Source organism: Pseudomonas sp. Hz4, assembly GCF_054898165.1.
Window position 1 is genome coordinate 2,815,830 of sequence record NZ_CM142719.1, and the last position, 24,515, is coordinate 2,840,344.

18 protein-coding genes are annotated in these 24,515 nt (G+C 60.6%); 8 read left to right on the forward strand and 10 right to left on the reverse strand.

What is annotated here, in order from left to right; genetic code table 11:
• Positions 1 to 18 precede the first annotated feature (18 nt).
• Positions 19 to 2,403: an efflux RND transporter permease subunit gene (locus ACYZTR_RS12880; protein ID WP_461979306.1), complete on the forward strand. Its 2,385-nt coding sequence runs from the start codon at positions 19 to 21 to the stop codon at positions 2,401 to 2,403.
• Between the two features lie 116 nt (positions 2,404 to 2,519).
• Here the strand turns inward: ACYZTR_RS12880 and ACYZTR_RS12885 are convergent, their stop codons facing one another.
• Both ACYZTR_RS12885 and ACYZTR_RS12890 read right to left on the reverse strand, forming a co-directional pair.
• Positions 2,520 to 3,239 (reverse strand): FadR/GntR family transcriptional regulator, encoded by a 720-nt coding sequence (locus tag ACYZTR_RS12885; protein WP_461979308.1) that lies wholly within the window; start codon positions 3,237 to 3,239, stop codon positions 2,520 to 2,522.
• 120 nt (positions 3,240 to 3,359) lie between these two features.
• Positions 3,360 to 5,096 carry an IlvD/Edd family dehydratase gene (locus tag ACYZTR_RS12890; protein WP_461979310.1) on the reverse strand — a complete coding sequence of 579 codons (1,737 nt, stop codon included), beginning with the start codon at positions 5,094 to 5,096 and terminating at the stop codon, positions 3,360 to 3,362.
• Positions 5,097 to 5,288: 192 nt separating this feature from the next.
• On the opposite strand from ACYZTR_RS12890, the gene ACYZTR_RS12895 reads away from it, so the two are divergent.
• From ACYZTR_RS12895 to ACYZTR_RS12920, 6 genes are all read left to right on the forward strand, one after another.
• Positions 5,289 to 6,611, forward strand: coding sequence for an MFS transporter (locus ACYZTR_RS12895; protein ID WP_461979312.1), 1,323 nt, complete (start codon positions 5,289 to 5,291; stop codon positions 6,609 to 6,611).
• Between the two features lie 21 nt (positions 6,612 to 6,632).
• The gene (gene araD1 / locus ACYZTR_RS12900) at positions 6,633 to 7,625 is read left to right on the forward strand and encodes an AraD1 family protein (protein ID WP_461979314.1); all 993 of its coding nucleotides are present in this window, start codon (positions 6,633 to 6,635) and stop codon (positions 7,623 to 7,625) included.
• 10 nt (positions 7,626 to 7,635) lie between these two features.
• Positions 7,636 to 9,216: an aldehyde dehydrogenase (NADP(+)) gene (locus ACYZTR_RS12905; protein ID WP_461979316.1), complete on the forward strand. Its 1,581-nt coding sequence runs from the start codon at positions 7,636 to 7,638 to the stop codon at positions 9,214 to 9,216.
• A 170-nt stretch (positions 9,217 to 9,386) separates the two neighbouring features.
• Positions 9,387 to 9,683 (forward strand): DUF5629 family protein, encoded by a 297-nt coding sequence (locus tag ACYZTR_RS12910; protein ID WP_461979318.1) that lies wholly within the window; start codon positions 9,387 to 9,389, stop codon positions 9,681 to 9,683.
• Entirely contained in the window at positions 9,676 to 10,845 is a 1,170-nt protein-coding gene (locus tag ACYZTR_RS12915; RefSeq protein ID WP_461979706.1) for a lactonase family protein, read from the forward strand. Before ACYZTR_RS12910 ends, ACYZTR_RS12915 begins: the two co-directional genes overlap by 8 nt.
• A gap of 155 nt (positions 10,846 to 11,000) precedes the next feature.
• Positions 11,001 to 11,180 carry a hypothetical protein gene (locus ACYZTR_RS12920; protein ID WP_461979320.1) on the forward strand — a complete coding sequence of 60 codons (180 nt, stop codon included), beginning with the start codon at positions 11,001 to 11,003 and terminating at the stop codon, positions 11,178 to 11,180.
• Between the two features lie 167 nt (positions 11,181 to 11,347).
• On the opposite strand, the gene ACYZTR_RS12925 is transcribed toward ACYZTR_RS12920, so the two are convergent.
• The 3 genes from ACYZTR_RS12925 to ACYZTR_RS12935 are packed head-to-tail and all read right to left on the reverse strand — an operon-like array spanning position 11,348 to position 16,823.
• Positions 11,348 to 11,944 carry a glutathione S-transferase gene (locus ACYZTR_RS12925; protein WP_461979322.1) on the reverse strand — a complete coding sequence of 199 codons (597 nt, stop codon included), beginning with the start codon at positions 11,942 to 11,944 and terminating at the stop codon, positions 11,348 to 11,350.
• Entirely contained in the window at positions 11,941 to 15,582 is a 3,642-nt protein-coding gene (locus ACYZTR_RS12930; RefSeq protein WP_461979324.1) for an AAA family ATPase, read from the reverse strand. Before ACYZTR_RS12930 ends, ACYZTR_RS12925 begins: the two co-directional genes overlap by 4 nt.
• Positions 15,579 to 16,823, reverse strand: a complete 1,245-nt coding sequence (locus tag ACYZTR_RS12935) for an exonuclease SbcCD subunit D C-terminal domain-containing protein (protein ID WP_461979326.1) — start codon at positions 16,821 to 16,823, stop codon at positions 15,579 to 15,581. Before ACYZTR_RS12935 ends, ACYZTR_RS12930 begins: the two co-directional genes overlap by 4 nt.
• A 212-nt stretch (positions 16,824 to 17,035) precedes the next feature.
• Here ACYZTR_RS12935 and ACYZTR_RS12940 point away from each other — a divergent pair, with 212 nt between their 5' ends.
• Positions 17,036 to 18,619, forward strand: coding sequence for an ABC-F family ATP-binding cassette domain-containing protein (locus ACYZTR_RS12940; RefSeq protein ID WP_461979328.1), 1,584 nt, complete (start codon positions 17,036 to 17,038; stop codon positions 18,617 to 18,619).
• A gap of 6 nt (positions 18,620 to 18,625) precedes the next feature.
• Here ACYZTR_RS12940 and ACYZTR_RS12945 read toward each other — a convergent pair whose 3' ends face one another.
• The 5 genes from ACYZTR_RS12945 to ACYZTR_RS12965 are packed head-to-tail and all read right to left on the reverse strand — an operon-like array spanning position 18,626 to position 24,515.
• Positions 18,626 to 20,278 (reverse strand): BatD family protein, encoded by a 1,653-nt coding sequence (locus tag ACYZTR_RS12945; RefSeq protein ID WP_461979330.1) that lies wholly within the window; start codon positions 20,276 to 20,278, stop codon positions 18,626 to 18,628.
• Entirely contained in the window at positions 20,275 to 22,014 is a 1,740-nt protein-coding gene (locus tag ACYZTR_RS12950; RefSeq protein ID WP_461979332.1) for a tetratricopeptide repeat protein, read from the reverse strand. Before ACYZTR_RS12950 ends, ACYZTR_RS12945 begins: the two co-directional genes overlap by 4 nt.
• Complete coding sequence (locus tag ACYZTR_RS12955; RefSeq protein ID WP_461979334.1) at positions 22,011 to 23,087, reverse strand: vWA domain-containing protein; 1,077 nt, start codon at positions 23,085 to 23,087, stop codon at positions 22,011 to 22,013. Before ACYZTR_RS12955 ends, ACYZTR_RS12950 begins: the two co-directional genes overlap by 4 nt.
• Positions 23,080 to 23,574: a DUF4381 domain-containing protein gene (locus tag ACYZTR_RS12960; protein WP_461979336.1), complete on the reverse strand. Its 495-nt coding sequence runs from the start codon at positions 23,572 to 23,574 to the stop codon at positions 23,080 to 23,082. Before ACYZTR_RS12960 ends, ACYZTR_RS12955 begins: the two co-directional genes overlap by 8 nt.
• The gene (locus ACYZTR_RS12965; protein ID WP_461979338.1) at positions 23,571 to 24,515 is read right to left on the reverse strand and encodes a DUF58 domain-containing protein; all 945 of its coding nucleotides are present in this window, start codon (positions 24,513 to 24,515) and stop codon (positions 23,571 to 23,573) included. The genes ACYZTR_RS12960 and ACYZTR_RS12965 overlap by 4 nt, the downstream gene beginning before the upstream one ends.

Sequence of the window (24,515 nt, forward strand, 5' to 3'; positions counted from 1 at the left end):
TAATAAAAAGGCGGGTCTATGACATCCTTGAGCAGTCATCACCAAGACAAGGCGACGTTTCTTGAACGCCTGATTTTCAACAACCGCCCGGCAGTGATCGTGATCTGCCTGCTGGTGAGTATTTTTCTGTTCTGGCAGGCGACGCTGATTCGGCCGTCCACCAGTTTCGAAAAAATGATCCCGCTCGACCATCCGTTCATTCAAAAGATGATGGAGCACCGCAACGATCTGGCGAACCTGGGCAACACGGTGCGGATCTCGGTGGAAGCCACCGACGGCGACATCTTCTCCAAGGAATACATGGAGACCCTGCGCCAGATCAACGACGAGGTGTTCTACATCTCCGGCGTTGACCGTTCCGGCCTGAAGTCGCTGTGGAGCCCGAGCGTACGCTGGACCGAAGTAACAGAGGAGGGTTTCGCCGGTGGTGAAGTGATTCCACAGAGCTATAACGGCTCCCAGCAAAGCCTCGATCTGTTGCGCAACAACGTGCTCAAGTCCGGTCAGGTCGGGCGTCTGGTGGCCAACGACTTCAAGTCGAGCATTGTCGATATCCCGCTGCTGGAGTCCTACCCGGACCCGCAGGACCAAGGCAAGTTGCTGGCGCTGGACTATCGCAAGTTCTCTCACGAACTCGAAGACAAGATCCGTAACAAGTTTGAAGCCCAAAACCCTAACGTGCAGATCCACATCGTCGGTTTCGCCAAGAAAGTCGGCGACCTGATCGACGGGCTGGTCATGGTGGTGATGTTCTTCGGCGTCGCCTTCATCATCACGTTGATCCTGCTGTATTGGTTCACCAACTGCATGCGCAGCACCGTGGCGGTGTTGAGTACAACGCTGGTGGCGGTCGTCTGGCAGCTCGGTTTGATGCATTTCTTCGGCTTCGGACTTGATCCGTATTCAATGCTGGTGCCGTTCCTGATCTTCGCCATCGGTATTTCCCACGGTGTGCAGAAAATCAACGGTATTGCCTTGCAGTCCAGCGAGGCGGACAACGCTTTGACCGCGGCGCGGCGTACGTTCCGCCAGTTGTTCCTGCCGGGGATGATTGCGATCCTCGCGGATGCGGTGGGTTTCATCACGCTGCTGATCATCGACATCGGGGTGATTCGCGAACTGGCTATCGGCGCGTCCATCGGCGTGGCAGTGATCGTGTTCACCAACCTGATTCTGCTGCCAGTGGCGATTTCCTACGTAGGCATCAGCAAACGCGCCGTCGAACGCAGCAAGAAAGACGCACACCGCGAGCACCCGTTCTGGCGTCTGCTGTCGAACTTTGCCAGCCCGAAAGTCGCGCCGGTGTCGATTGTTTTGGCCTTGCTGGCCTTCAGTGGTGGCCTTTGGTACAGCCAGAACTTGAAAATCGGTGACCTCGACCAGGGCGCTCCCGAACTGCGTCCGGACTCGCGCTACAACAAAGACAACAACTTCATCATCAGCAACTACTCCACCAGTTCCGACGTGTTGGTGGTGATGGTCAAGACCAAGTCTGAAGGTTGCTCGCGCTTCGAAGCCATGGCGCCGATCGACGAGCTGATGTGGAAGATGCAGAACACCGAGGGCGTGCAGTCGGCGATCTCGCTGGTGACGGTGTCCAAGCAGATGATCAAGGGCATGAACGAAGGCAACCTGAAATGGGAAACCCTGTCGCGTAACCCGGACGTGCTGAACAACTCCATCGCTCGGGCTGATGGTCTGTACAACAACAGTTGCTCATTGGCACCGGTGTTGGTGTTTCTCAACGATCACAAGGCCGAAACCCTGGATCGCGCGGTGCATGCAGTGCAGGATTTCGCCAAGGAGAACAACAAGGAAGGCCTGGAATTCATCCTCGCTGCCGGTAACGCCGGCATCGAGGCGGCCACCAACGAGGTGATCAAGGAATCCGAGCTGACCATCCTGATTCTCGTCTACATCTGCGTCGCGGCCATGTGCATGATCACCTTCCGTTCCTGGGCGGCGACCTTGTGCATCGTATTACCGCTAGTACTCACCTCGGTACTCGGCAACGCCCTGATGGCCTTCATGGGCATCGGCGTGAAAGTCGCAACCTTGCCGGTGGTGGCGCTGGGCGTGGGAATTGGCGTGGACTACGGGATCTACATCTACAGCCGACTTGAAAGCTTCCTGCGTGCCGGCCTGCCGTTGCAAGAGGCGTACTACCAGACGCTGAAGTCCACCGGTAAAGCCGTGTTGTTCACCGGGCTGTGCCTGGCGATCGGTGTGTGCACCTGGATCTTCTCAGCCATCAAGTTCCAGGCCGACATGGGCCTGATGCTGACCTTCATGTTGCTCTGGAACATGTTCGGCGCACTGTGGCTGCTGCCAGCGCTGGCACGGTTCCTGATCAAACCGGAGAAACTGGCGGGGCAGAAGGGTAATTCGTTGTTTGCACACTGATCTATCGCTGAAACTAAAAAGCCGCAACCTCAGGGTTGCGGCTTTTTTACATGCCGAATTCCACACCAAATCCTTGTGGGAGCAAGCAAGCTCGCTCCCACAAGGATTTGTGGTGATCAGGAAAGGTCGGTACCCAGCACCACGTTCAGCGCACTGCGCGCATCATCCAGCTGCACCAACGTCGCATGCCGTGCACCGAGTGCATCACGATTCTCGATAGCCGTCAGAATCGCCTTATGCCGTGGCAATGCCAGTTCATGCAGATTCGGCCGCTGGTTGGAATGCTTCAAGGCTTCGGCAATCGCCACCGACAGCATGTTGCACAGGTTCGCCAGCAAGTCGTTGTGCGTCGCATCAGCAATCCGGCTATGGAAATCCAGGTCCGGTTGCAAGAGCGCTTCGGGGGTCGGTGCGGCTTCCATGCGTTGGTAGGCTTCACCGATCGAGGCGATGTCATCGTCCGTGGCGAACTGCGCGGCGAGGGCAGCCGCAGCGGGTTCGATGATGCTGCGCACGCTGGTCAGCAAATCGAAAAACTCATTCTGCGGGCTGCTTTGCATCAGCCAATGCAAAACGTCCGGGTCGAGCATGTGCCATTCCTTGCGCTGCTTGACCACCGTGCCGACCCGCGGACGGGAATACACCAGTCCCTTGGCGACAAGTACGCGAGTGGCCTCGCGCAGCACCGGGCGGCTGACTGCGTACTCCTCGCACAGCAGGGCTTCAGGGGGCAATTTGTCGCACGGTTTAAAGCGCCCGGAAACAATCTGCATGCCCAGTTCCTGGACGATGCGCGAATGCATGCTTTTGCGGTCGGAGGGTTTGCGGTAATCCATGGGGAACGGCGCGATCCTGTGCGATGGGTGCCGCGCATGATAACAGGCGCGCGGTGATCGTTCCCACGCTCTGCGTGGGAATGCATCTAGGGACGCTCTGCGTCCCCTCGCGGTGGGGCGTTAGTGGGAGTGGCGGGGGACTTCAGAACCGCGGCAACCCACCAGGAAGTCGAAATCGCACCCCTGATCCGCCTGCAGCACATGGTCGATGTACAGCTGACGATAACCGCCCACGATCAGTTGCTGCGGTGGTTGCAGATCGGCCATGCGCGCCGCCAGTTCGGCGTCCGGAATGTCCAGGTGCAGACGCCCGTTGGCGCAGTCGAGTTCGATCCAGTCACCTTCCTGCACTGTCGCCAAAGGCCCGCCGGCAGCCGCTTCCGGCGCCACGTGCAAAACCACGGTGCCGTACGCCGTGCCGCTCATGCGCGCGTCGGAAATGCGCACCATGTCCGTCACGCCCTGGGCCAGCAGCTTGGCCGGCAAGCCCATGTTGCCGACTTCGGCCATGCCCGGATAACCCTTTGGCCCACAATTCTTCATTACCAGAATCGAGTTGGCATCCACTTCCAGCTCCGGATCGTTGATCCGTGCCTTGTACATGTCGAAGTTCTCGAACACCACCGCACGCCCGCGATGTTGCATCAGTTCGGTGCTGGCGGCGGAGGGCTTGAGCACCGCACCGAGGGGCGCCAGGTTGCCGCGCAACACACAGATGCCGCCGTCAGCGCGGATCGGGTTGTCGAGGGTGCGGATCACTTCGTCCTGACCGTAGATCGGTGCGTCCTTGGTGTTCTCGCCGAGGGTCTTGCCGTTGACGGTCAGCGCATTCGGATTCGGAATCAGGTTGGCTTCCCCCAGACGTCGCAGCACCGCTGGCAGGCCGCCGGCATAGTAGAACTCTTCCATCAGGAAACGCCCGGACGGTTGCAGGTCGACAATGGTCGGCATGCCGCGACCGATGCGGGTCCAGTCATCGAGGTCCAGTTCCACGCCGATGCGCCCGGCAATGGCTTTTAAATGGATCACGGCGTTGGTCGAACCACCGATGGCGGCGTTCACGCGAATGGCGTTTTCGAAGGCCTCTTTTGTAAGGATTTTCGACAGCTTCAAGTCTTCGCGAACCATCTCCACCGCCCGCATGCCGGACATATGCGCCAACACATAACGACGCGCATCCACCGCTGGAATCGCCGCGTTGTGCGGCAGGGAAGTGCCGAGGGCTTCAGCCATGCACGCCATGGTCGAGGCAGTGCCCATGGTGTTGCAAGTACCGGCCGAGCGGGACATGCCACCCTCGGCGGCGAGGAAATCGTCGATAGTGATGGTGCCGGCTTTCACCTGTTCGCTGAGCTGCCAGACCACGGTGCCCGAGCCAATGTCCTGCCCTTTGTGCTTGCCGTTGAGCATCGGCCCGCCGGTGACGACGATCGTCGGCACGTCGCAACTGGCCGCGCCCATCAACAACGCCGGTGTGGTTTTGTCGCAACCGGTCAGCAGCACAACACCGTCAATAGGATTGCCGCGAATCGCTTCTTCGACGTCCATGCTCGCCAGGTTACGGGTGAGCATGGCGGTCGGGCGCAGGTTTGATTCACCGTTGGAGAACACCGGGAATTCCACCGGGAAGCCCCCAGCCTCGATCACCCCACGCTTGACGTGCTCCGCAATCTGGCGGAAATGCGCGTTGCACGGGGTCAGTTCCGACCAGGTGTTGCAGATGCCGATGATCGGCTTGCCGTGGAACTGGTGATCGGCGATGCCCTGATTCTTCATCCAGCTGCGGTACATGAAGCCGTTCTTGTCGGCAGTGCCAAACCATTGGGCGGAGCGCAGGGTGAGTTTCTCATCAGACATGATCGGTTCTCTTATTGTAAGACTATATTGTCGAGCTTCGGCGTAACATAGGCTTTAATTCGGTCGTTTGGAAGTCTTGTTGCGTAAATAGTATTACTATATAGTCCATTTCAACGGAGGGACAGCCCTGGCGGTTTTCCGCGAGAGGCGTCCCCCGAGGTTCTATAACAACAACAATTGGAGACCGATCTCATGAGCCAGGAACTGCGGCTTATTCGTCGCATCACGCTGAAACTGATTCCCTTCCTGATCCTGCTGTACCTGATCGCCTATGTGGATCGCTCCGCCGTAGGCTTCGCCAAGCTGCACATGGGCGCTGACCTCGGTATCGGTGACGCGGCTTACGGTCTGGGTGCCGGGCTGTTTTTCATTGGCTACTTCCTGTTGGAAATCCCCAGTAACCTGATGCTCGATCGCTTCGGCGCGCGACGCTGGTTCGCGCGGATCATGGTCACCTGGGGTGCCATCACCATCGGCATGGCCTTCGTCCAGGGCCCGCACAGTTTCTATGTGATGCGCTTTCTGCTCGGTGCGGCGGAAGCCGGGTTCTTTCCGGGCGTTCTCTACTACATCACCCAATGGTTCCCGGTGCGCCATCGCGGCAAGATCCTTGGACTGTTCATCCTTTCCCAACCCATCGCCATGTTGATCACCGGCCCGGTGTCCGGCGGTCTGCTCGGCATGGACGGCATTCTTGGCCTGCATGGCTGGCAGTGGCTGTTCATCGTCATCGGTACCCCGGCAATCCTGTTGACCTGGCCGGTGCTGCGTTGGCTGCCGGACGGTCCGAAACAGGTGAAGTGGATGGACCAGGCTGAAAAGGACTGGCTGGCCGGCGAACTGAAAAAGGATCTTGAGGCATACGGCCAGACCCGCCACGGCAATCCGTTGCACGCCCTCAAGGACAAACGGGTGTTGTTGCTGGCGCTGTTCTACCTGCCGGTGACCCTGAGCATTTACGGCCTGGGTTTGTGGCTGCCGACCCTGATCAAGCAGTTCGGTGGCACGGATCTGGTGACTGGCTTTGTGTCGTCGGTGCCGTACATCTTCGGGATCATCGGTTTGCTGATCATTCCGCGCAGTTCCGACCGCTTGAATGATCGCTACGGCCATTTAGCGGTGCTTTATGTGTTGGGTGCCATCGGCCTGTTCCTCAGTGCCTGGCTGACGGTGCCGGTGCTGCAACTGGCGGCGTTGTGCCTGGTGGCCTTCGCGCTGTTTTCCTGCACCGCGGTGTTCTGGACCTTGCCGGGCCGCTTCTTTGCCGGTGCCAATGCGGCGGCCGGGATCGCTTTGATCAACTCGGTGGGCAACCTTGGCGGCTACATCGGTCCATTCGTGATCGGCGCGCTCAAGGAGTACACCGGCAACCTGGCCTCGGGCCTGTATTTTCTTTCAGGTGTGATGGTGTTCGGGTTGATGTTGACCGGCGTGGTCTATCGCCTGTTGGAGCGCAAGCACGTACTGCCTGCCGACCAGTTCGCTGCCAGCGCCCGTGGCGCTACCCGCACTTAATCTGCAAACAGGAGAAGGTTCATGCGTTTAGTTCAGTTCGAATTGAGTAACGGCGAGCGCCGGGTTGGCGTGGTCGAGGACGGTCTGGTGCGCGAAGTGCAGGACGCGCGCACGGTTCGCGACCTGGCGTTGGCGGCGATCGAGGCGGGCGTCAATCTTGAGCAACAGGTGAACACCCTGGGCCTGGGCATCAGCCATGACTATGCAGAACTGTTGGCCAAGCTGCGCATCCTGCCACCGCTGGATCACCCGGATCTTGCGCACATGCTGGTCAGCGGCACGGGCCTGACCCATTTGGGCAGTGCGTCGGCGCGGGACAAGATGCATCAGCAAGTTGGCGACGAAGCCGCGATGACCGACACCATGCGCATCTTCAAATGGGGCGTGGAGGGCGGTAAACCGGCCGCGGGGCAGGCCGGCGTGCAACCGGAATGGTTCTACAAGGGTGACGGCAGCATCGTCGTTCGACCGGGTCAACCGTTCCCGTTGCCGCCGTTCGCCGAAGACGCTGGTGAAGAACCAGAACTCAGCGGCCTCTACGTCATCGGCCACGACGGCAAGCCGTATCGCCTCGGTTTCGCGGTGGGTAACGAGTTCTCCGATCATGTAATGGAACGCAAGAATTACCTGTACCTGGCGCACTCCAAATTGCGCAGTTGCAGTTATGGCCCGGAACTTCGAGTCGGCGAATTGCCTCAACATCTGGCAGGCACCAGCCGCATCCTGCGTGACGGCGAGGTGCTGTGGCAGAACGAGTTTCTCAGTGGCGAGGCCAACATGTGCCACAGCCTGGAAAACCTCGAGTACCACCATTTCAAGTACAGCCAGTTCCTGCGTCCGGGCGATGTGCACATTCACTTTTTCGGCACCGCGACCCTGTCCTTTGCCGACGGCATTCGCACCCAGCCGGGTGACGTTTTCGAGATCAGTCAGGCCGAGTTCGGTGCACCGTTGATCAACGGTATTGCACCCGTTGAAGCGGCGTTCGAGCCCGGCACCGTCGGCACCCTTTAAGGAGATACCCATGCCCCAGATTCTTGGTCACAACTACATCGGCGGTCAGCGCAGTGCGGCCGGTCAGCTCAAACGACAGAGCGTCGACGCCAGCACAGGCGAAGTGTTGCCGTACGATTTCTCCCAGGCGACCCCGGAAGAAGTCGATGCCGCCGCCAAGGCTGCCGCTACGGCTTATCCGGCGTATCGCAGCTTGAGCGCCGAACGTCGTGCGCAATTTCTTGATGCGGTTGCCGATGAACTGGACGCGCTGGGTGATGACTTTGTTGCGGTGGTGTGCAGCGAAACCGCGCTGCCCGCCGCACGGATTCAAGGCGAACGCGGTCGCACCAGCGGCCAGATGCGTCTGTTCGCCCAAGTGCTGCGTCGCGGTGATTTCTACGGTGCGCGGATCGATCTGGCGTTACCTGAGCGTATACCGTTGCCGCGTCCGGACTTGCGTCAGTACCGCATCGGCCTCGGACCGGTTGCCGTGTTTGGCGCCAGTAACTTTCCGTTGGCGTTCTCCACGGCTGGCGGCGACACCGCGTCGGCGTTGGCCGGCGGTTGCCCGGTGGTGTTCAAGGCCCACAGCGGTCACATGGCAACTGCCGAACTGGTAGCGGACGCGATCATCCGCGCCGCAGAGAAAACCGGCATGCCGGCCGGCGTGTTCAACATGATCTACGGCGGCGGGGTTGGTGAAGCGCTGGTCAAGCATCCGGCGATTCAGGCGGTTGGCTTTACCGGCTCGCTGAAGGGCGGCCGTGCGTTGTGCGACATGGCTGCTGCACGTGCGCAGCCAATCCCGGTGTTCGCCGAGATGTCGAGCATCAACCCGGTGATCGTTTTACCGCAGGCGCTCGAGACTCGGTCAGAAACCGTCGCTCGGGACCTGACGGCCTCGGTGGTTCAAGGCTGCGGGCAGTTCTGTACCAACCCGGGTCTGGTCATCGGTATTCGCTCGCCGCAGTTCAGCGCGTTTGTGCAACAGGTGGCTGGGCTGATGGGCGATCAACCTGCGCAAACGATGCTCAATGCGGGCACCTTGAGCAGCTATGGCAAAGGCTTGCAAAAACTACTCGCTCATCCGGGCATCGAGCATCTGGCCGGTCAGGCACAACAGGGCAATCAGGCCCAGCCGCAACTGTTCAAAGCCGATGTCAGCCTGTTGATCAATGGCGATGAAGTGCTGCAGGAAGAAGTGTTCGGCCCGACCACGGTGTTCGTCGAAGTGGCGAATCAAGCGCAACTCAGCGCCGCGTTGAACGGCCTGCACGGGCAGCTGACGGCGACGATCATTGGCGAGCCGGCGGACTTCGAGCAGTTCAGCGAGCTGACACCATTGCTGGAACAGAAGGTCGGACGGATCTTGCTCAACGGTTACCCGACCGGGGTGGAAGTCTGCGATTCGATGGTCCATGGCGGTCCTTATCCGGCAACTTCCGATGCGCGCGGCACCTCGGTGGGCACCTTGGCTATCGACCGTTTCCTGCGCCCGGTGTGCTTCCAGAACTACCCCGACAGTTTGCTGCCGGATGCGTTGAAGAATGGCAATCCATTGCGCATTCAGCGATTAGTGGACGGCCAACCCTCCCGCGACGCCCTCTAACGGTGACTGATCGTTCCCACGCTCTGCGTGGGAATGCAGCCTGGGACGCTCCGCGTCCCTTCAAAGCCGAACGCAGAGCGTCCGAAGAGGCATTCCCACGCAGAGCGTGGGAACGATCATTGCGGTGTGATGAGCTATCATTGCGTCTTTCCCATTCAAAGATTACTGCCATGACTGCCGCTACCGACACCTTGCTCGCCACCCTCGAACACTGCGATATGGTAGAGATCGACGGGCTGCACGCCTTCGAATTCTCCCTCGATAAAGACGACAATCTGCACATCGAATGCCTCGACGGCCGCGTGCCCAAGCAGTGGGAGTTCACCCCGGCCGAGGTCGAGGCTGCGACCTTCGATGCAACCCTGCAAAGCTGGCTGATCACCGGTCAGTCCGGCGAGCACCGGTTGGTGTGCATGACCGCGTTCCGCAGTGGTGACGACGAGGAAGAAGCGAATGAGGATGCGTAGGCTCTGGCCGCTGTTGATCGCCGGCAGCGTCGGCGCGATGGGCGTTCAGACTGCGTCGGCCGAGGACTATCAGCTGCTGGTCGGTTCCTACACGGCCGGCCAGAGCCAAGGGATCTATCGCCTGAACTTCAACGCCGCCACCGGGCAGATCGACGCCAAACCGCTGCAAGTGGTCAAGAGTGAAAACCCGTCCTGGCTGACCCTGTCCAAGGATCAGCATCGCCTGTTTGTGGTCAACGAAAACGGTCCCGGACAGGCTGATCCGGTAGGGCGCGTCAGCAGCTATGCGATCGATCCCAACACCCATGCGCTGAGCCCGATCAATCAGGTGCAGAGCCTGGGCAACGAGCCGACTCATTCGAGCCTCAGCCTTGAAGCCAGTCACCTGTTTGTCAGCAACTATTCGGTGGCTGAAGATCCGGGCGGCACTTTGGCGGTGTTGCCAGTGGGCGCCGACGGCCAGCTCAAATCGGTGGTGCAGATGAGCAGCCATCCGTCCAGCCGGGTTAATCCCGAGCGGCAGATGTCGGCGCATGTGCATTCGACGATTTCATCGCCGGACGGCAAGTATGTGTTCTCCAATGACTTGGGCGCCGACAAGGTCTTTGTCTACCGCTTCGACCCCAAGGCCAACCCGGAACTGCCATTGACCGCCGCTACACCGGCGTCCGTCCAGTTGCCAGCCGGCAGCGGGCCGCGTCATTTGCTGTTCAGCGCCGATGGCAAACACGCGTGGTTGACCATGGAAATGAGCGCGCAGGTCGCGGTGTTCGACTACAAGGACGGCAAGCTCGAGCAAACGCAAATGGTCGAATTGGCGACGGGTCAGCCCACTTCGGACAAGGCAGCCGCTGCGCTTCACGCGTCGAGCGATGGCAAGTTCCTCTACGTCAGCAACCGTGGCACCGTCAATCAGCTGCTGGTGTTCGCCATCGATCCTGCGACCGGCCACCTCAAGGAGCTGCAACGCCGCTCGGTGGAAGGTGATCACCCGCGTGAATTCAGCCTCGATCCGAGTGGCAAGTTCTTGCTGATCGCCAACCAGAAAAGTAACCAGATTGTCGTCGTCGAGCGCGATTCAAAGACAGGCCTGCTGGGTAAAACTGTGCAAAAGCTGCCGATGGATGCCCCGAGCGACCTCAAGTTCCTGGAGCGTCAATAGGACGCAGGCCTCGGTTAATGGGGCTTGCATCCTTCTATTAATGACGCTGATATCTGCTAATGCTACAAAAGATTTCAAGACGCCAACCTCGACGGTTAAGTTTGCTTCACGGCCCCACCGGGCAAGCAAACCAACTGAATCCGAGGAATACCGCCATGAACTTCAATCTCTTCGCCGTAATCGCTGCTTCCGCTATCTCTGCCACTGTTGCTCTGCCAGCCAGCGCCAACATTGAAATCAGCGACAAAAAATCCCACGCGCAAAGCTACACCCAGAAGTATCTGCAACAGAGCGCCAACTTTTACGCGGCTCTGGATCACAAAACCCAAGCCTGAAATTTGAACCCTGCACCTTTTATGCAGGAGCGAAGTCACTTGCGCCGATCGAGCTGAAAAGCTTCGAAAGACCCTGAGTGATGTCGCTCCTGCATAACGCGTTGCCTGTTCGCTCGGCGTTGGAGATGTGTGAAGTGTTCGCCAGCTGCTACAGGGATCAGGTGTGGCTACTTTTGCATTACGCCAACAAATAACTCCGACGCCAGAAACCGCTGCAACCAGGCCTGCAAACGCCGATAGGGCGTCTGCCCGAACCACTCGCGATCCACATGGGCGAACTGCCGCACGAACGGCATCAGTGCGACATCCGCCAGACTCGGATGCTCGGTCAGTAAGTAGTCGCGTCCCTCCAGCAACTCATCGAGCTTGCGCAAAAACACCTCGCCCTCGGCGCGATAAAACGTCATCGGCTGCTCGGGATACCGTTCGGCGTACTTGTAGCGATTCAGGTGCACCTTGAACACCTGATCGTTTTCTTCGATCAGCCCGGCGATGTGTTGCTGCCCGACAGGGTCATCCTTGAGTAACCAATCCTGCGGATCTTTCTGCGCCAAAGCCCAGTGCATGATCGCCAGGCTTTCATCGATCACCTGACCGTCGACGCTCAGCACCGGCACCGTGCCTTTGCTTGACAGCGTGAGCATTTCGGCAGGCTTGGCCTTCAGGCTGACCTCGACAATGTTCACCGCAACCCCTGAATAGCGCAGGGCCATGCGTGCTCGCATCGCGTAGGGACAGCGGCGGAAGGAATACAGCGTATTCATTTCACCTCCAGGGTACTCAGGCCGTTGCCCTGACGGCGGACCTGAATCTGCACCGGAATCCGTTCATGCATTTCCTGGACATGGGAAATCACCGCAACCTTGCGGCCCTGGGCCTGCAAGCCATCGAGGGCGTCCATGGCCAGTTGCAGGGATTCCGGATCAAGGCTGCCAAAGCCTTCGTCGATGAACAGCGATTCAATTTTCAGCGTGCTCGACGCCATCGATGCCAGGCCCAATGCCAGGGCCAGCGACACCAGGAAGGTCTCACCGCCGGACAGCGAATGCACCGAACGCAGTTCATCACCCATCTCGGTGTCCATCACCAACAAGCCGAGCATGCTGCCCCCACGTTTCAGGCGATAGCGTCGCACCAGTTGCCGCAACTGCACGTTGGCGTGATGCACCAGCAAGTCGAGGTTGTAGGCTTGAGCGATCTTGCGGAAAGTGTCGCCCGTGGCCGAACCAATCAGTGCATTCAAACGTGCCCAGCGCTGGTACTCGGTGTAGGCGTCGGCGATCTGCTGCGCGAGGGCCTGATTGGCGTTTTGCCGGCGCTGATCCTCGGCCTGTTCGGCGCGCAGTTCGGCGCAACGGTGTTCACTGGCGGCGGACAGGTTTTGCAATTCGGCAAGCGCTGTCGCCAGTTGTTCGGCGTCGAGATTGCCGTTGTGCTGTGCCTGATGGCTGAGCAAGCGTTGATCCCGCTCCTGCAATAGCACCTTGAATTGTTCAATGGCTTTTTCGCTGTGCTGCAACTGCTGGCGCAACTCGCTGACCTGTTGATCATCGACGCTCAGCAGATCTTCCAGGCCACCGTCATCCAGTTCCGGATGCAATGCGCGCCAGTCACCAATCTTGCCGCTCAGCTCGCGATCTTCGGTTTGCAGTGCCTGCGAGCGTTCTTGCTGAGCCTTGAGCTCGGCGCCCAGTTGCACTAGCCGCGTACGCACGGTTTGCAGTTCCTGATTGGCAGTCGCTTCGGCATTGCGCGCCTGTTCGACGGCTTGATCCAGTTGTTGCTGCCACTGCTCGGCGCTGGTGTGTTCGCCGAGCAATTGCGTCAGTTTTTGCTGGCAGGCCTGTTGCTGGTCGGCGAGGGCTGTGAACTGCAGCCGGGCCGTTTCCAACTGCTGGACACGCGTGAGTTGGCGGTCCTGTTCTTTCTCCAGTGTCTGCTGGCGTTGTTGCTGTTCGCCGAGCTCATCGCGCTGCTGGTCGAGCTGCTCCAGACGCTGGGCGATCTGCCGATCCAGTTGCATGAAGGTCGCGGCCGGTTCGTTGCGCAAGGCTTGCAGCGTATCGGCCGGGAGCAGGGTGCTGAACGCGGTCAGCTCCTCGTCCAGGCGCAGGCGATCACTGCTCAACTCACGTTGCTGGTTGGCCAGGTGCTGGGACGCTTGCTGGCTCGCCGCTTCAGCGCTACGCAGTTGCTGTTGAAGTCGCGCGGCGTCCTGTTGCAGGGTGAGCAGGGCAGTTTGCCGTTGTTCGTCCTGAGTGATGCTTTGGTTCAACTGGCTGCTTTGCTGCGCCAGCCAGGCATCGCGTTTGACCACATCCTGCGTTAGCAGCTGCGCAGATAACGGATGTGCTTCAAGGCTCGGTGCCAAGCTCTGTTGCTGGGTCGCGAGTTGTTCTTGCTGTTGCAGCAACTCCTTTTGCTGAGCAATCACGCCGCCCACTTCAGTGCGCAGATCAGTGAGTTTTTCTTTCAGCAGGTCGACGGCTTTCTGGGCGTTGGCCTGTTCGCTTTCATCATGTCGACCAAGGCTTTGCAGCAGGGCTTCGGGCTGATGATAGGGATGGTCGGGACTGCCACAGACCGGGCACGGCTGATCGTCCTGTAACTGCTCGCGCAGTTCTTCGACGCTGGCGCTTCGGGCCAGACGCTGGCGTTCCAGCAGTTCGCGGGTGACGGTCAGGGTCTGTTCGGCCACCACCCATTCGTTCTTGGCTTTCACACCGTCCTGGGTCAAACGCTCACGTTCTTGCTGAGCGGTCAGCTGGCGCTGCTGGAGTTCGGACGCGCGTTTGTCCAGTTCCTGCTGACTGGCCCACAGTCGTGTCAGCTCTTCAAAGGCCCGCTGCTGCTTGCGGTTGTCTTGCAACAGGCTACCGAGAATCTGAATCTGCTCGGCCACCGCTTCCGGTTCTGCGCCGGCCTCTTTGTACAGCACTTCAAGGCTTTGGCGCTGGGTGGACAGATCCTCGGCAGCGCGAGCGGCGCTGTGTTCCAGGGCGGCCAGTTCGGCCTGACCCTTGTTCAGACGATTACCCACCAGCATCAGCTGTTGCAGACGATCGCGGTAGGCGTTCCAGGCATTGCTCAACGGCGCCAGAGGGGTGCTTTGCTCAAGCGCCGTGGCGATGTGTTCCAGGCGTGACGCGACCTGCTTTTGCTGGTCGAGCACGCCTTGAATCGTGCTTTGGCCCTGAGTGCAGGCGAGTTCCGCCTGCTGCTTGAGGTCGGCACTGAGGCCGACGTCTTTGACCAAACGGGCGACGGTGCTTTGCTCTTCGAAGGCCTGACGAAGCAGCGGTGCGCTTGAGGTGTGTTGGCTTTGGGTCTCGACCAGCGCGGTCTGCGCAGCGCCCAGACTTAGTTCGAGCTGAGCCTGGCGCTGGCTCAGTTCGGTGTGCTGTTGGGTGTGTTGCGAAATCTGTGCGGTCAGTGGTTTGAGCTGGGCGGTGAGTTCGGTCTTGCGGGCGAACTGGTGCCGTTGCGGGGCCAGTTGCTCCAGCCGAGTCAGCTTCAAGCGCTCGCCGGCCAGACCTTCCCAGTGTTGCTGGGCCGATTGCAGTTGCTCGGTGGCGCTCTGTTGTTCGTCCTGCAACTGACGCAGGTCCTTGAGCCAGGTGTGTTGCAGTTCTAATTGCTTGAGCTGCGCTTGCTGAGTCTTGAGTTGCTGTTGCGCTTCGTTGAAGCGCTCATCGAGTTCCGCCCGGGCTTCTGGCGACAACGGCGTCACGCCGGTGGCCTGGTCCTGCAACAGCTTGTGCGCTTCGCGAGCCTCTTTGGTTTTGTCGAAAGCCCGGCGACCGAGGCGCGTATAGAGCGCAGTGTCGGTGAGTTTTTCCAGCAGTTCGCTGCGCTCGTTATCGTTAGCCTTGAGGAACGCACTGAACTCGCTTTGGGCCAGCAGCACCGCGCGGGTGAACTGTTCGAAGTTCAGGCCCAGTACGGCTTCGAGCTGGGTTTTGAATTCGACTTTCTGACTGGCCAGCAGCTGATCCTGATCGATGTCGCGCAAACTCTGACGGCTGGCTTGCAGCTTTCCGCCGGCCTTTTCGCGAGCGCGATTAGCTTCCCAGCGCGCGCGGTAGCGCCGGCCATCGATGCCAACGAAATCGACTTCGGCATAGCCTTCGCCCGTGCCGCGACGCAGCAGCGTACGGGGATCGCCCGTGCCGATTTCACCATCGGCATCCGGCGCTTTAGCAGACACCTGAGCAGTGCTCAGCCGCGGCACAGCCCCGAACAGCGCCAGGCACAAGGCGTCGAGCAAGGTACTTTTGCCGGCGCCGGTCGGCCCGGTGATCGCGAACAGCCCGGCGCTGGCCAGCGGTTCAGCGGTGAAGTCGATTTCAAAAGGCCCGGCCAGTGAGGCGAGGTTTTTCAGGCGGATCGCGAGGATCTTCATGGTTGTTCGCTCTCCATCTGCACATCCTGCAACAGCTCGGAAAAGTCCTTCAGCGTTTGCTCATCGACCTCGCTGCCGTAGTTGTCAAGCCAGGCGCGACTGAACAATTCCTGAGGCGTGAGCTGGTCGAGTTCGATCAAGGTGGTGCCGTCATCGACGCCCGCGCGACTGCCGTTGCCGGCATATTCGGCAGCGATGCGCACCAGGCGCACGGCTTTGCCTTGCAGGGCGGTTTCCACTTGGCGGCGCAAGTCTGGCTGCGGTTCGTCGAGCCGCACGCGAACCTCAAGCCAAGGCTGGCGCTGGATATCGGCCAGCAAATCGATGTTTGGCAGGTCGACCAGTTGCAGCAGGATTTCCGCCAACGGCGCGGGACCGATGCGTTGCAGATTCACTGCCCGGGGGATCAGTTTGGGTTCGACGCTGACGAGGGTTTCGCCCTCGAGTTTGATGTCGAGAATCTGGTGCTGATAGCCGATCTCAGAGAACGATAACGGGATCGGCGAGCCGCTGTAGCGAATGCGCTCTTCACCATTGACCTTCTGCGGCTTGTGTAAATGACCGAGGGCGACGTAACTGATGCTCGGCCCGAACAGGCTGGCGGGCAGGGCTTCGGCGTTGCCGATGATCAGGCTGCGCTCGGAGTCTTCCGACACCGAACCGCCGGCCATGTGCGCATGGCTGATGGCAATCAGCGCCTGGCCCGGCTGGCGTTTGGCATTGGCCGCTTCGATCAGCCACTCGTGAACCTGACCGATACCGCGCAGGTAGTTGTCGCCCAGATGCGCGCCGGTCACTTCGGCCGGTCGCAGGAATGGCAGCGCCAGGCACCAGCCAGTAATGTCCCCGGTGGCATCGGGCAGAGGCAGCAATAGGCGTTCGGCATCCAGTTGACCATCATCAAGCCACAGCACACGGCCCAAAGCGTGGGTGCGCAAGCGTCGCATCAATGGCGCCGGCAGTTCGATGCGCGAACCGGAGTCATGGTTGCCGGCGATCATCACGACGGTCAGTGAAGGCTGTTGTTCGTGGGCACTGACGATGAAATCGTAGAGACGTTCCTGGGCTTTGACGGGCGGGTTGACCGTGTCGAAGATATCGCCGGCGATCAGCAACACATCAGGCTGGTCCAGCTTCAGCTGACATAGCAGCCATTCGAGGAAACAGCCGTGTTCGAAATCGCGTTCCTGGCCGTGCAGATTCTGCCCGAGGTGCCAGTCGGAGGTGTGAAACAGACGCAAGGCGAACTCCGTAGGAATTAAGGTGATGGCCGCGAGGAAAATGACAGCGGCGAAAGGGGGGAGAGTTTACTGGCAAAAGACCGGGGATGCTGAAAGCCTTGAAAGATTGCTTATCAATTGGACGGGGCCTCAGTATGGTAGACCGTGGCCGAGGTGACGAGGCGGACGCTGTTGCGTAACACCAGGGAGTTTTGAATAGTTAAGGAAACGTCATGACTCAACGGTTACTTCAACTTGATCAAGTGTCGTTCAACCTGCCCGATGGGCGCGTTCTGTTCGATCACTTGAACCACACCTTCAGTGCCAGGGCCACCGGCATCGTGGGTGCCAATGGCTGTGGCAAGTCCTTGCTTGGCCGGCTCCTGACGGGGGAGCAACTGCCCACCAGCGGCATCGTCCGTCGCGAAGGGCGGGTTTACGCCGTGGCGCAGTTACTGGAACCCGAGCGCTATCCCAGCGTTGCCGCGCTGGCCGGGGTCGCCCCTATTCTGGCGGCGCTGGATCGCATTGCCCAAGGCAGCGTCGACGATGACGACCATTCGCTGGCGGTCGACCAATGGGATTGCGCCACACGCCTTGAGGCGCAACTGCAGCAGATCGGCCTGGGTCATTTGAATGCCGACGCGCGCACTGACGCACTCAGTGGTGGCGAACGGCAACGGGTGGCGCTGCTGGGGGCGTGGTTATCCAGGGCTGACTGGCTCATTCTGGATGAGCCCAGCAACCACTTGGATATTGAACAGCAACACACACTTGCGCAGCAGATCGATCGCTGGCCCAACGGCCTGGTGTTGATCAGCCACGACCGCGGACTTCTGGAACACATGAACGAAATTGTCGAGCTTTCACCCTTGGGGCTGGCGGCTTATGGCGGCAGCTACAGTCAGTATGCGGCGGCACGCGAGCAGGAACAGCAGTCATTCCAGTCGGCATTGCATGGCGAGCGGGCGCAGGCCAAACGTGAGCAACGTGAGATGGCCGTGCAGATGGAGCGTCAGCAACGGCGTAATGCCCGCGGCGACCGCCAGGCCCGTGACGGCAATCAGACCAAGCTGATCACCAACGCCCAGAAAGAGCGCAGTGAAACCAGTCAGGGAAAATTGCGCCTCAATCAACATGTGGCCCGGGAGCAGCAGCAACAACGGATCGCCGAGGCCCGTGCGCGGTGTGCGCCGGACATTCAACGCATGATGCTGTCTCCGGAAAGCGTAGTGCCCAATGGCAAGATGATTGTGCAGCTCAACGACGTCATTCTCCCGTTCGGTTACGCGGCGCCGGTCAATCTGATGCTGACGGGGCCTATGCGCATGGCAATCCTGGGCGCCAACGGCAGCGGCAAGTCGACCCTGTTGCGAGTGATCGCCGGCCAACTGCCGGTGCACGAAGGCGAACTTATACGCAGTTGTCATGTCGGCTGGCTGGATCAACACGCCGGATTACAGCACCCCGAACGCACGGCGGTGCAATGGCTCTACGAGAGTAATCCGGAGTTGCCCGAAGCCGAAGCGCGAACCCGGTTGGCGCAGATGGGCATTGATGCGGATCGTGCAACGCTCAAGACCTGTCAGTTGAGTGGCGGCGAACGCCTGAAAATAGCACTGGCTGCGCAGTTGTATGCCCAGCGACCACCGCAGTTGCTATTGCTGGACGAACCGGACAACCATTTGGACTTGCCCAGTAAAATTGCGCTGGAGCAGATGCTCAATCAATACCAAGGGGCATTGATCGTCGTCTCTCACGACAGCGCTTTTTTACAGGTCATTCATCTGGACGCCGAGTTCCATCTCAACAGCTAGAGACCGTCACTTCGGGTACAGCGGCGGCAATCCACTGTCACCCACCGGGTCCTGAACCCGCTCGGCAATCGGGATCGTACGAATCGCCCGCCACAGATCTTCACCTTGCCAATGCTGGCCGGTTTCGCTGTAGAGCGCGCCGTTCAAGCCGTCGAGGGCGTCGGACAGCGGTACAAAACGCGCGGCCATATCGGCCAGGGTTTCCGGTTGTTGCCGGGCCCAGGCGTCGAGGGCCTGGCGGGTGGCGTGGGAATCGTTGGCCTGACAGGCACGCTTGAGGTCGTCGAGCACGGTGCGCGGGCTCGGGCCGGTCTGCGCCGCGCGCAGGATCGCCGGTTGCCAGCGGGCGCGCCACCAGAGACCGAAGCCCAGCAGGCTGGTGCAGGCCAGGATCAGCGTGCTGAGTTTCCACCACCAGAGGGCTTCGTTGTCGGCAGCGGAAAGGACTTGAGACGTGCCGGTCGGGGTGTCGACCATCAGGCTCGGATTGTTCGCCACTGGCAGGGTTCGGGCCGGCAGGCTGCTGTGTTCCAGGTGGTCCTCGAAGGTGTTCCACCAGACCACTTCAACCGCTGGCAACTCGATTGCGCCGCTACGCGTCGGCACAAGGGCTTCACGGTCTTCACGACTGCCGACCAGGCCTCGCTCGCTGTTCTGGTTGCCCAACACCGGTTGATCCGGGTAACGCCGCAATCCGTTCACGTCGGTGGCGGGCAGCGGTGGCAATTGCGAACTGGCCAGGCCTTCAGCCTTCACTGTCAGGCTGCGGGTCAAAGAATCACCCACCTGTGCATGATCCGGTTCCGGGTTCCAGCTTTCGCTCAGGCTGAGGCTACGGGCCGGCAGCCATGGCGTGTCGGCCGGGTACGTGATGGGTTTGGCCTTGACCGTCAGCAGAAGCTCTGAGGAGCTGACCCGCATCAGTTTGCCGGATTTCGGTGCCTGGGTAGCGGCGTCCTGGGCGGGCTGCGCGTCCACAAGTGCGGCATTGAATATCTGCGCTGGAATGTTCAGCTCACCGCTGTGTTGCGGGTAGATCGCGTAGCGCATTTCGATCACGCCGTGGCGCAGGCCATTGATGTCTTTCTCGTAGGTACGCGCCTCGCCCAGTTGTTCGATGCGCACATCCGGGATTTGCAGTGGGGGCAGGCTGCTGTCGTCGTACAGCGACACCGAATGGTAGATGCGCAAGGTCAGGATCGCCTGGGCTTGCACGTACACGCTGCTTTGGTCGAGGCTGGCGTCGATGAACACCGGGGCCCGTTTGTTCGTGCTGTCCTGGGTTTCGGTCTCGACCACTTGCACGGTGATTGGCTGGCTCTGTACGTCACCCAACTGCAGTGTCGGAATCACCACGCTGCCGTTCTGCCGAGGCAGCAGGGTGACGATCCAGCGGGTGGTCGCCCGGTTGTCGCCGTTCAGGGTGGTCAGCTGGTTGACCTGGCGGGTGCCGCGCACTTCGAACAGCGGCTCCAGCGGTGTCAGATCAGGTTTGCCGAACTGCGTCACGTCGGTGGATTCCAGCGTCAGTTCAATCGTCTCGCCGGTGTTCAGGCGACTGCGATCCACACTGGCGACCAGCCCGGCTGCCTGTGCCTGAACGGTGCAGAGCAACAGGGCGGACAACAGTGCGAGCAAGAAGGCGGTGTAGCGGCTCATCGAGTTTTTCCCTGATCCTGATGTTGTTGCTGTTCGTACCAGAATTTGCGTCTGAGCAATTCACCCGGGTCATCCGGGATCTTGCGCAGCCATTGCTCCAGCGCCTGGCGCTGTTCGCCATCGATACTGTCGCTGGCCGGACGCATCGGTGGTCGTGTGCTTTGTTCGTCCCCCAACTCACTGCCCGGGACTTCATTGGTGCCGGGTTTCGGCGGCGTTTTGCGCGGTTGCTCGGAGTCCTTCGTGGCTTGTTGGTCGTCGGTTTTCGGTTCGCCATTATCCGACGGTTGCGTGGTCGCGCCCGGCCGCGTTTCTTGGGTGGGGGGCTCTGTCTCGTTGCCGGCGTTTTTGTCCGGATCAACCGGCCGTGGTGTGTTTTTCTGCTTGAGCAGTTTTTCCACCAGCGCCTTGTTGGTCTGCGCCGGACGCAAATCCGGTTGACGCTCCAGCGCCTGTTCGTAGGCGTCCAGCGCTGCTTCCAGCTCACCGCTTTTGGCCAGGGCGTTGCCACGATTGTAGTGGGCGTGGGCGTCGTTGCCTTCGGCGAACCGCTGGGCGGCGCCGCTGTAGTCGCCGGCTTCGTAGAGCGCCACACCTTGCCATTGTCGATCGTCGAAATGCGGCGCAGCCTCGGCCGGGCGTTTCTGCTTGAGCAATAGCAAACCCTGTTGGTCGGGTCGCAGCCACAAATCTTCGAAGTCGAAGGCATAACTCGGTTGTGGCAGCAGCAATAGCAGTGGCAGGCAGAACAACCAGCCGCGACGGCCGGCGCAGGCGGCCAGAAACAACAGCGGCAGCAACAGCCAGTAACCCTGATCGGCCCACGTGTCGAGACGCAGGGCATGGCCGTCGTTGCGCAGCGTGCGTGGACCCTCGAACAAACCGAGGGCGCGCAGGTCGGCATCGTCCAGGCGTGCGTGGCGATAGCGTCCGTCCAGGTCGTTGGCAAAGGCTTTCAGGCTGGGTTCGTCCAGATGAGGCACCAGAATCGCGCCTTGGTCGTCCTTGAGAAAGCTGCCGTCCTCCTGGGTGATCGGCGCCCCTTCGGCCGTGCCAACACCGAGCATCAAAAATTGTGTCGATTTACCGTCCAGCACCTGCCGAATCCCTTGGCGTTCCTGTTCGGTCAAGGTTGAACCGATCAGCAGGATTCGGCCGTCGCCGAGGGCGCCCTGATCCAGCAGCGCAAGGGCCTTGGCCACCGCCAGATCGGCGCGATGACCCGCTTCGGGCATCAGCGAAGGCTTGAGGGCATCCAATAAATTGCGGCTGGTCGACAGGTCATCCGACAGCGGCACCAACGTGTGAGCGCTGCCGGCGTAGACGACGATCGCGGTCTGGGCGTCGCTGCGGTTCTGCAGCAGGTCGAACAGCTTGCGCCGGGCCTGTTCAAGCCGATTGGGTGGCACGTCAGTGGCGAGCATTTCCGGGGTCAGCTCAAGTACCACGACCAGCGGGTCGGCGGGTTTCTGACTGGTTTGCTCGACACGTTCCCAGCCCGGTCCGAGCAGCGCCAGAACGGTCAGCACCCAGGCACATCCAAGGATGACCCACGGCAATTTGCTGTCGCGACCACTGCCTCCACTGAGCAACGCCGCATGGAAGGCCGGTGGCAGAATCATCTGCCAGCGCCCAGCGCGTTTCTGCCGATGCCAGAGTTGCCAGAGTAACCAGCCGAGCAATGGCAACAACAGCAACCACCAGGGGCGGAACCAGTATGGCCAGAGCGCACTCATCGACGCCTCCGCAGACGCAGGCGTTTAAGCCGCTGGCGCCAGTCGGGCAATTGCGTTTGCAGAAGATTCTTGGTGAACAGTCGCCGCAACGGGTTGTCCGGCCAGCGCTCGCGAACCACCAGCAGCATGCTCAACAGCAACGCCATCGCCAAAGGCCAGTGGTACAACGCTTGTGCCGGGCGAGCCTGAGTCGGTTGCTGGGTCACGGGTTCCAGTTTGTCGAGGGTGCCTTTGATCGCTTGCAGTTCCTTGTCATCGTGGGCGCGAAAATACTGGCCGCCCGTGGCTTGCGCGATCGCCTTCAAGGAGGCTTCATCGAGGTCGAGGCTCGGGTTGACCCCCAGGAAACCCAGCGTGCCGCTTTGTTCCGGATCGGCGCCGATACCGATCGGGTAGATTTTCACGCCTTCATTAGCCGCCAGCCGAGCCGCCGTGAGCGGGTCGATTTCACCACCGTTGTTGGCGCCGTCAGTGACCAGAATCAGTACGCGGCTTTGTGCCGGGCGTTGGCGCAGGCGTTTGAGGGCCAGGCCGATAGCATCGCCGATGGCGGTGTTCTTGCCAGCGATGCCGATCCGCGCTTCGTCGAGCCACACGCGCACCGTGTGCCGATCGAACGTCAGCGGTGCTTGCAGATACGCCCGGCTGCCGAACAGGATCAGCCCGACCCGATCGCCCTCACGACTTTCGAGGAAGTCACCGAGCAAGTGCTGAACCAGTGTGAGTCGACTGACGTCTTCGCCCTGCCATCGCATGTCGGGAAAATCCATGGAGCCGGACACGTCGACCGCCACCAGCAGATCGCGACCGCTGGCGGCAATCGGCAGCGGTTCGCCGAGCCATTGCGCGCGGGCCGCGGCGATCAGTAACAACAGCCACAGCAGAATGAACGGCGCTTGTTGACGCCAGGCCGGCAGGTTGGCCCGGGCGCGGCGGCGTGCGAGGCCTTCGAGGTCACTGAGGAAGCTGACGTTGAGCGCCGGCTCGCCACTGTCGGCGACCGGCAGCACGACGCGCATCAGCCAGGGCAGCGGCAGGAGGGCAAAGATCCACGGCCAGGCGAACTCAAACATGTTTACGAATCCAGGTGTCGACGGCTTGGGTCAGGCCGGCGATGGCCTTGTCGTCGAGTTTGCATTCGGGTTTGTAGGCGCCTTCGACCAGCACCATCCAGCGGGTCAGGCCCGCGGCCGGACAACGATTGTCGAGGAATGCCAGCCATTTGCGCCCATTGAGGGTATGGCTCTGGCTGTAGGGATAGTGGTTACGGCACAGGCGTTTGAGCAAACCGTTGAGTTGCTGCAACCAGGCACCGGCCGGAGCGCCGTCGTAGGGTTTGGGCATCCGCGCCAGTTCGGCCAGCGCGGCGAGGCGCACCGGGTCCAGCGGTTGTTCGGCGCGCACGATAGGGCGTTTGTTTGCAAAGTAGCGCCTTGCCTTCCACAGACCGAAACCGATCAGCGGCAGTAACAACAGCAATAGCCACCAGCCCGGTGCCGGTGGCCAGAAGTCGATCGGTGGCGGGGAGATCAGTGGTTGCAGTTGATCGAGGTTGCTCATCGAGCTTTCCCCGGTTTCTGTGGGTTCAGATACTCGCGCAGTTGCTCGACCATCTCGCTCTGAGTACTCAAGGGCATGAGCAAAACCCGTAGCTTCTGCGCCAGCAGTTCCCAGCGAGCGATGCGCGCATCGGCCTGGGCGCGATAGGTCTGGCGCAGCTCGAAATTCAAGGTATCGAGTTCCAGTTGCGCACCGCGTTCGGCGAAGCGTAAAAGCCCTGCGGCGGGCAGGGCGTGATCCAGTGGGTCGGACACCGGCAGCAGCAGCAGATCGCAATGCCGCGACAACAGGCTCAGCTGTTGTTCGGCGCCCTCAGTCAGGGTGCGTTCGTCGCAGATCACGATCACCAGACTGCCGGGGCGCAGTACTTCCCGGGCTCGGCGCAGGGCAATGTTGAAGGCGTCCCGGTCCGGCTCGCTTTCCGTGTGCAGCGACTGATTGACCCGCACCAGACGGTTGAGAAGCTGCAGCAGGCTCTGTTTGCTGCGTCGTGGCTTGATTTCATAGTGCTCATTGTTGCCGAACACCAGTCCGCCGACCCGGTCGTTATGATCCAGTGCAGCCCAGCCGATCAGGCTTGCGGCTTGGGCGGCGAGCACTGATTTGAACATCAGCCCCGAGCCGAAAAACAGCCGGCGACTTTGCTCGACCATGATAAAAATCGGCCGCTCGCGCTCTTCATGGAACAGCTTGGTGTGGGGTTCCTGGGTGCGGGCGGTGACGCGCCAGTCGATGCTTCGCACGTCGTCGCCGGCCTGATAGACCCGCACCTGATCGAAATCCACCCCGCGCCCGCGCAGTTTGGAGTGGTGCAGGCCGATCAGCGGGCTGCGCTGGCTCGGCGTGGAAAACAATTGCACTTCACGCACGCGATGGCGCATCTCTATCAGCTCGGCGAGGCTGACACGGATGCCCGGCTCGGGCGGCAGGATGGCGTTCAT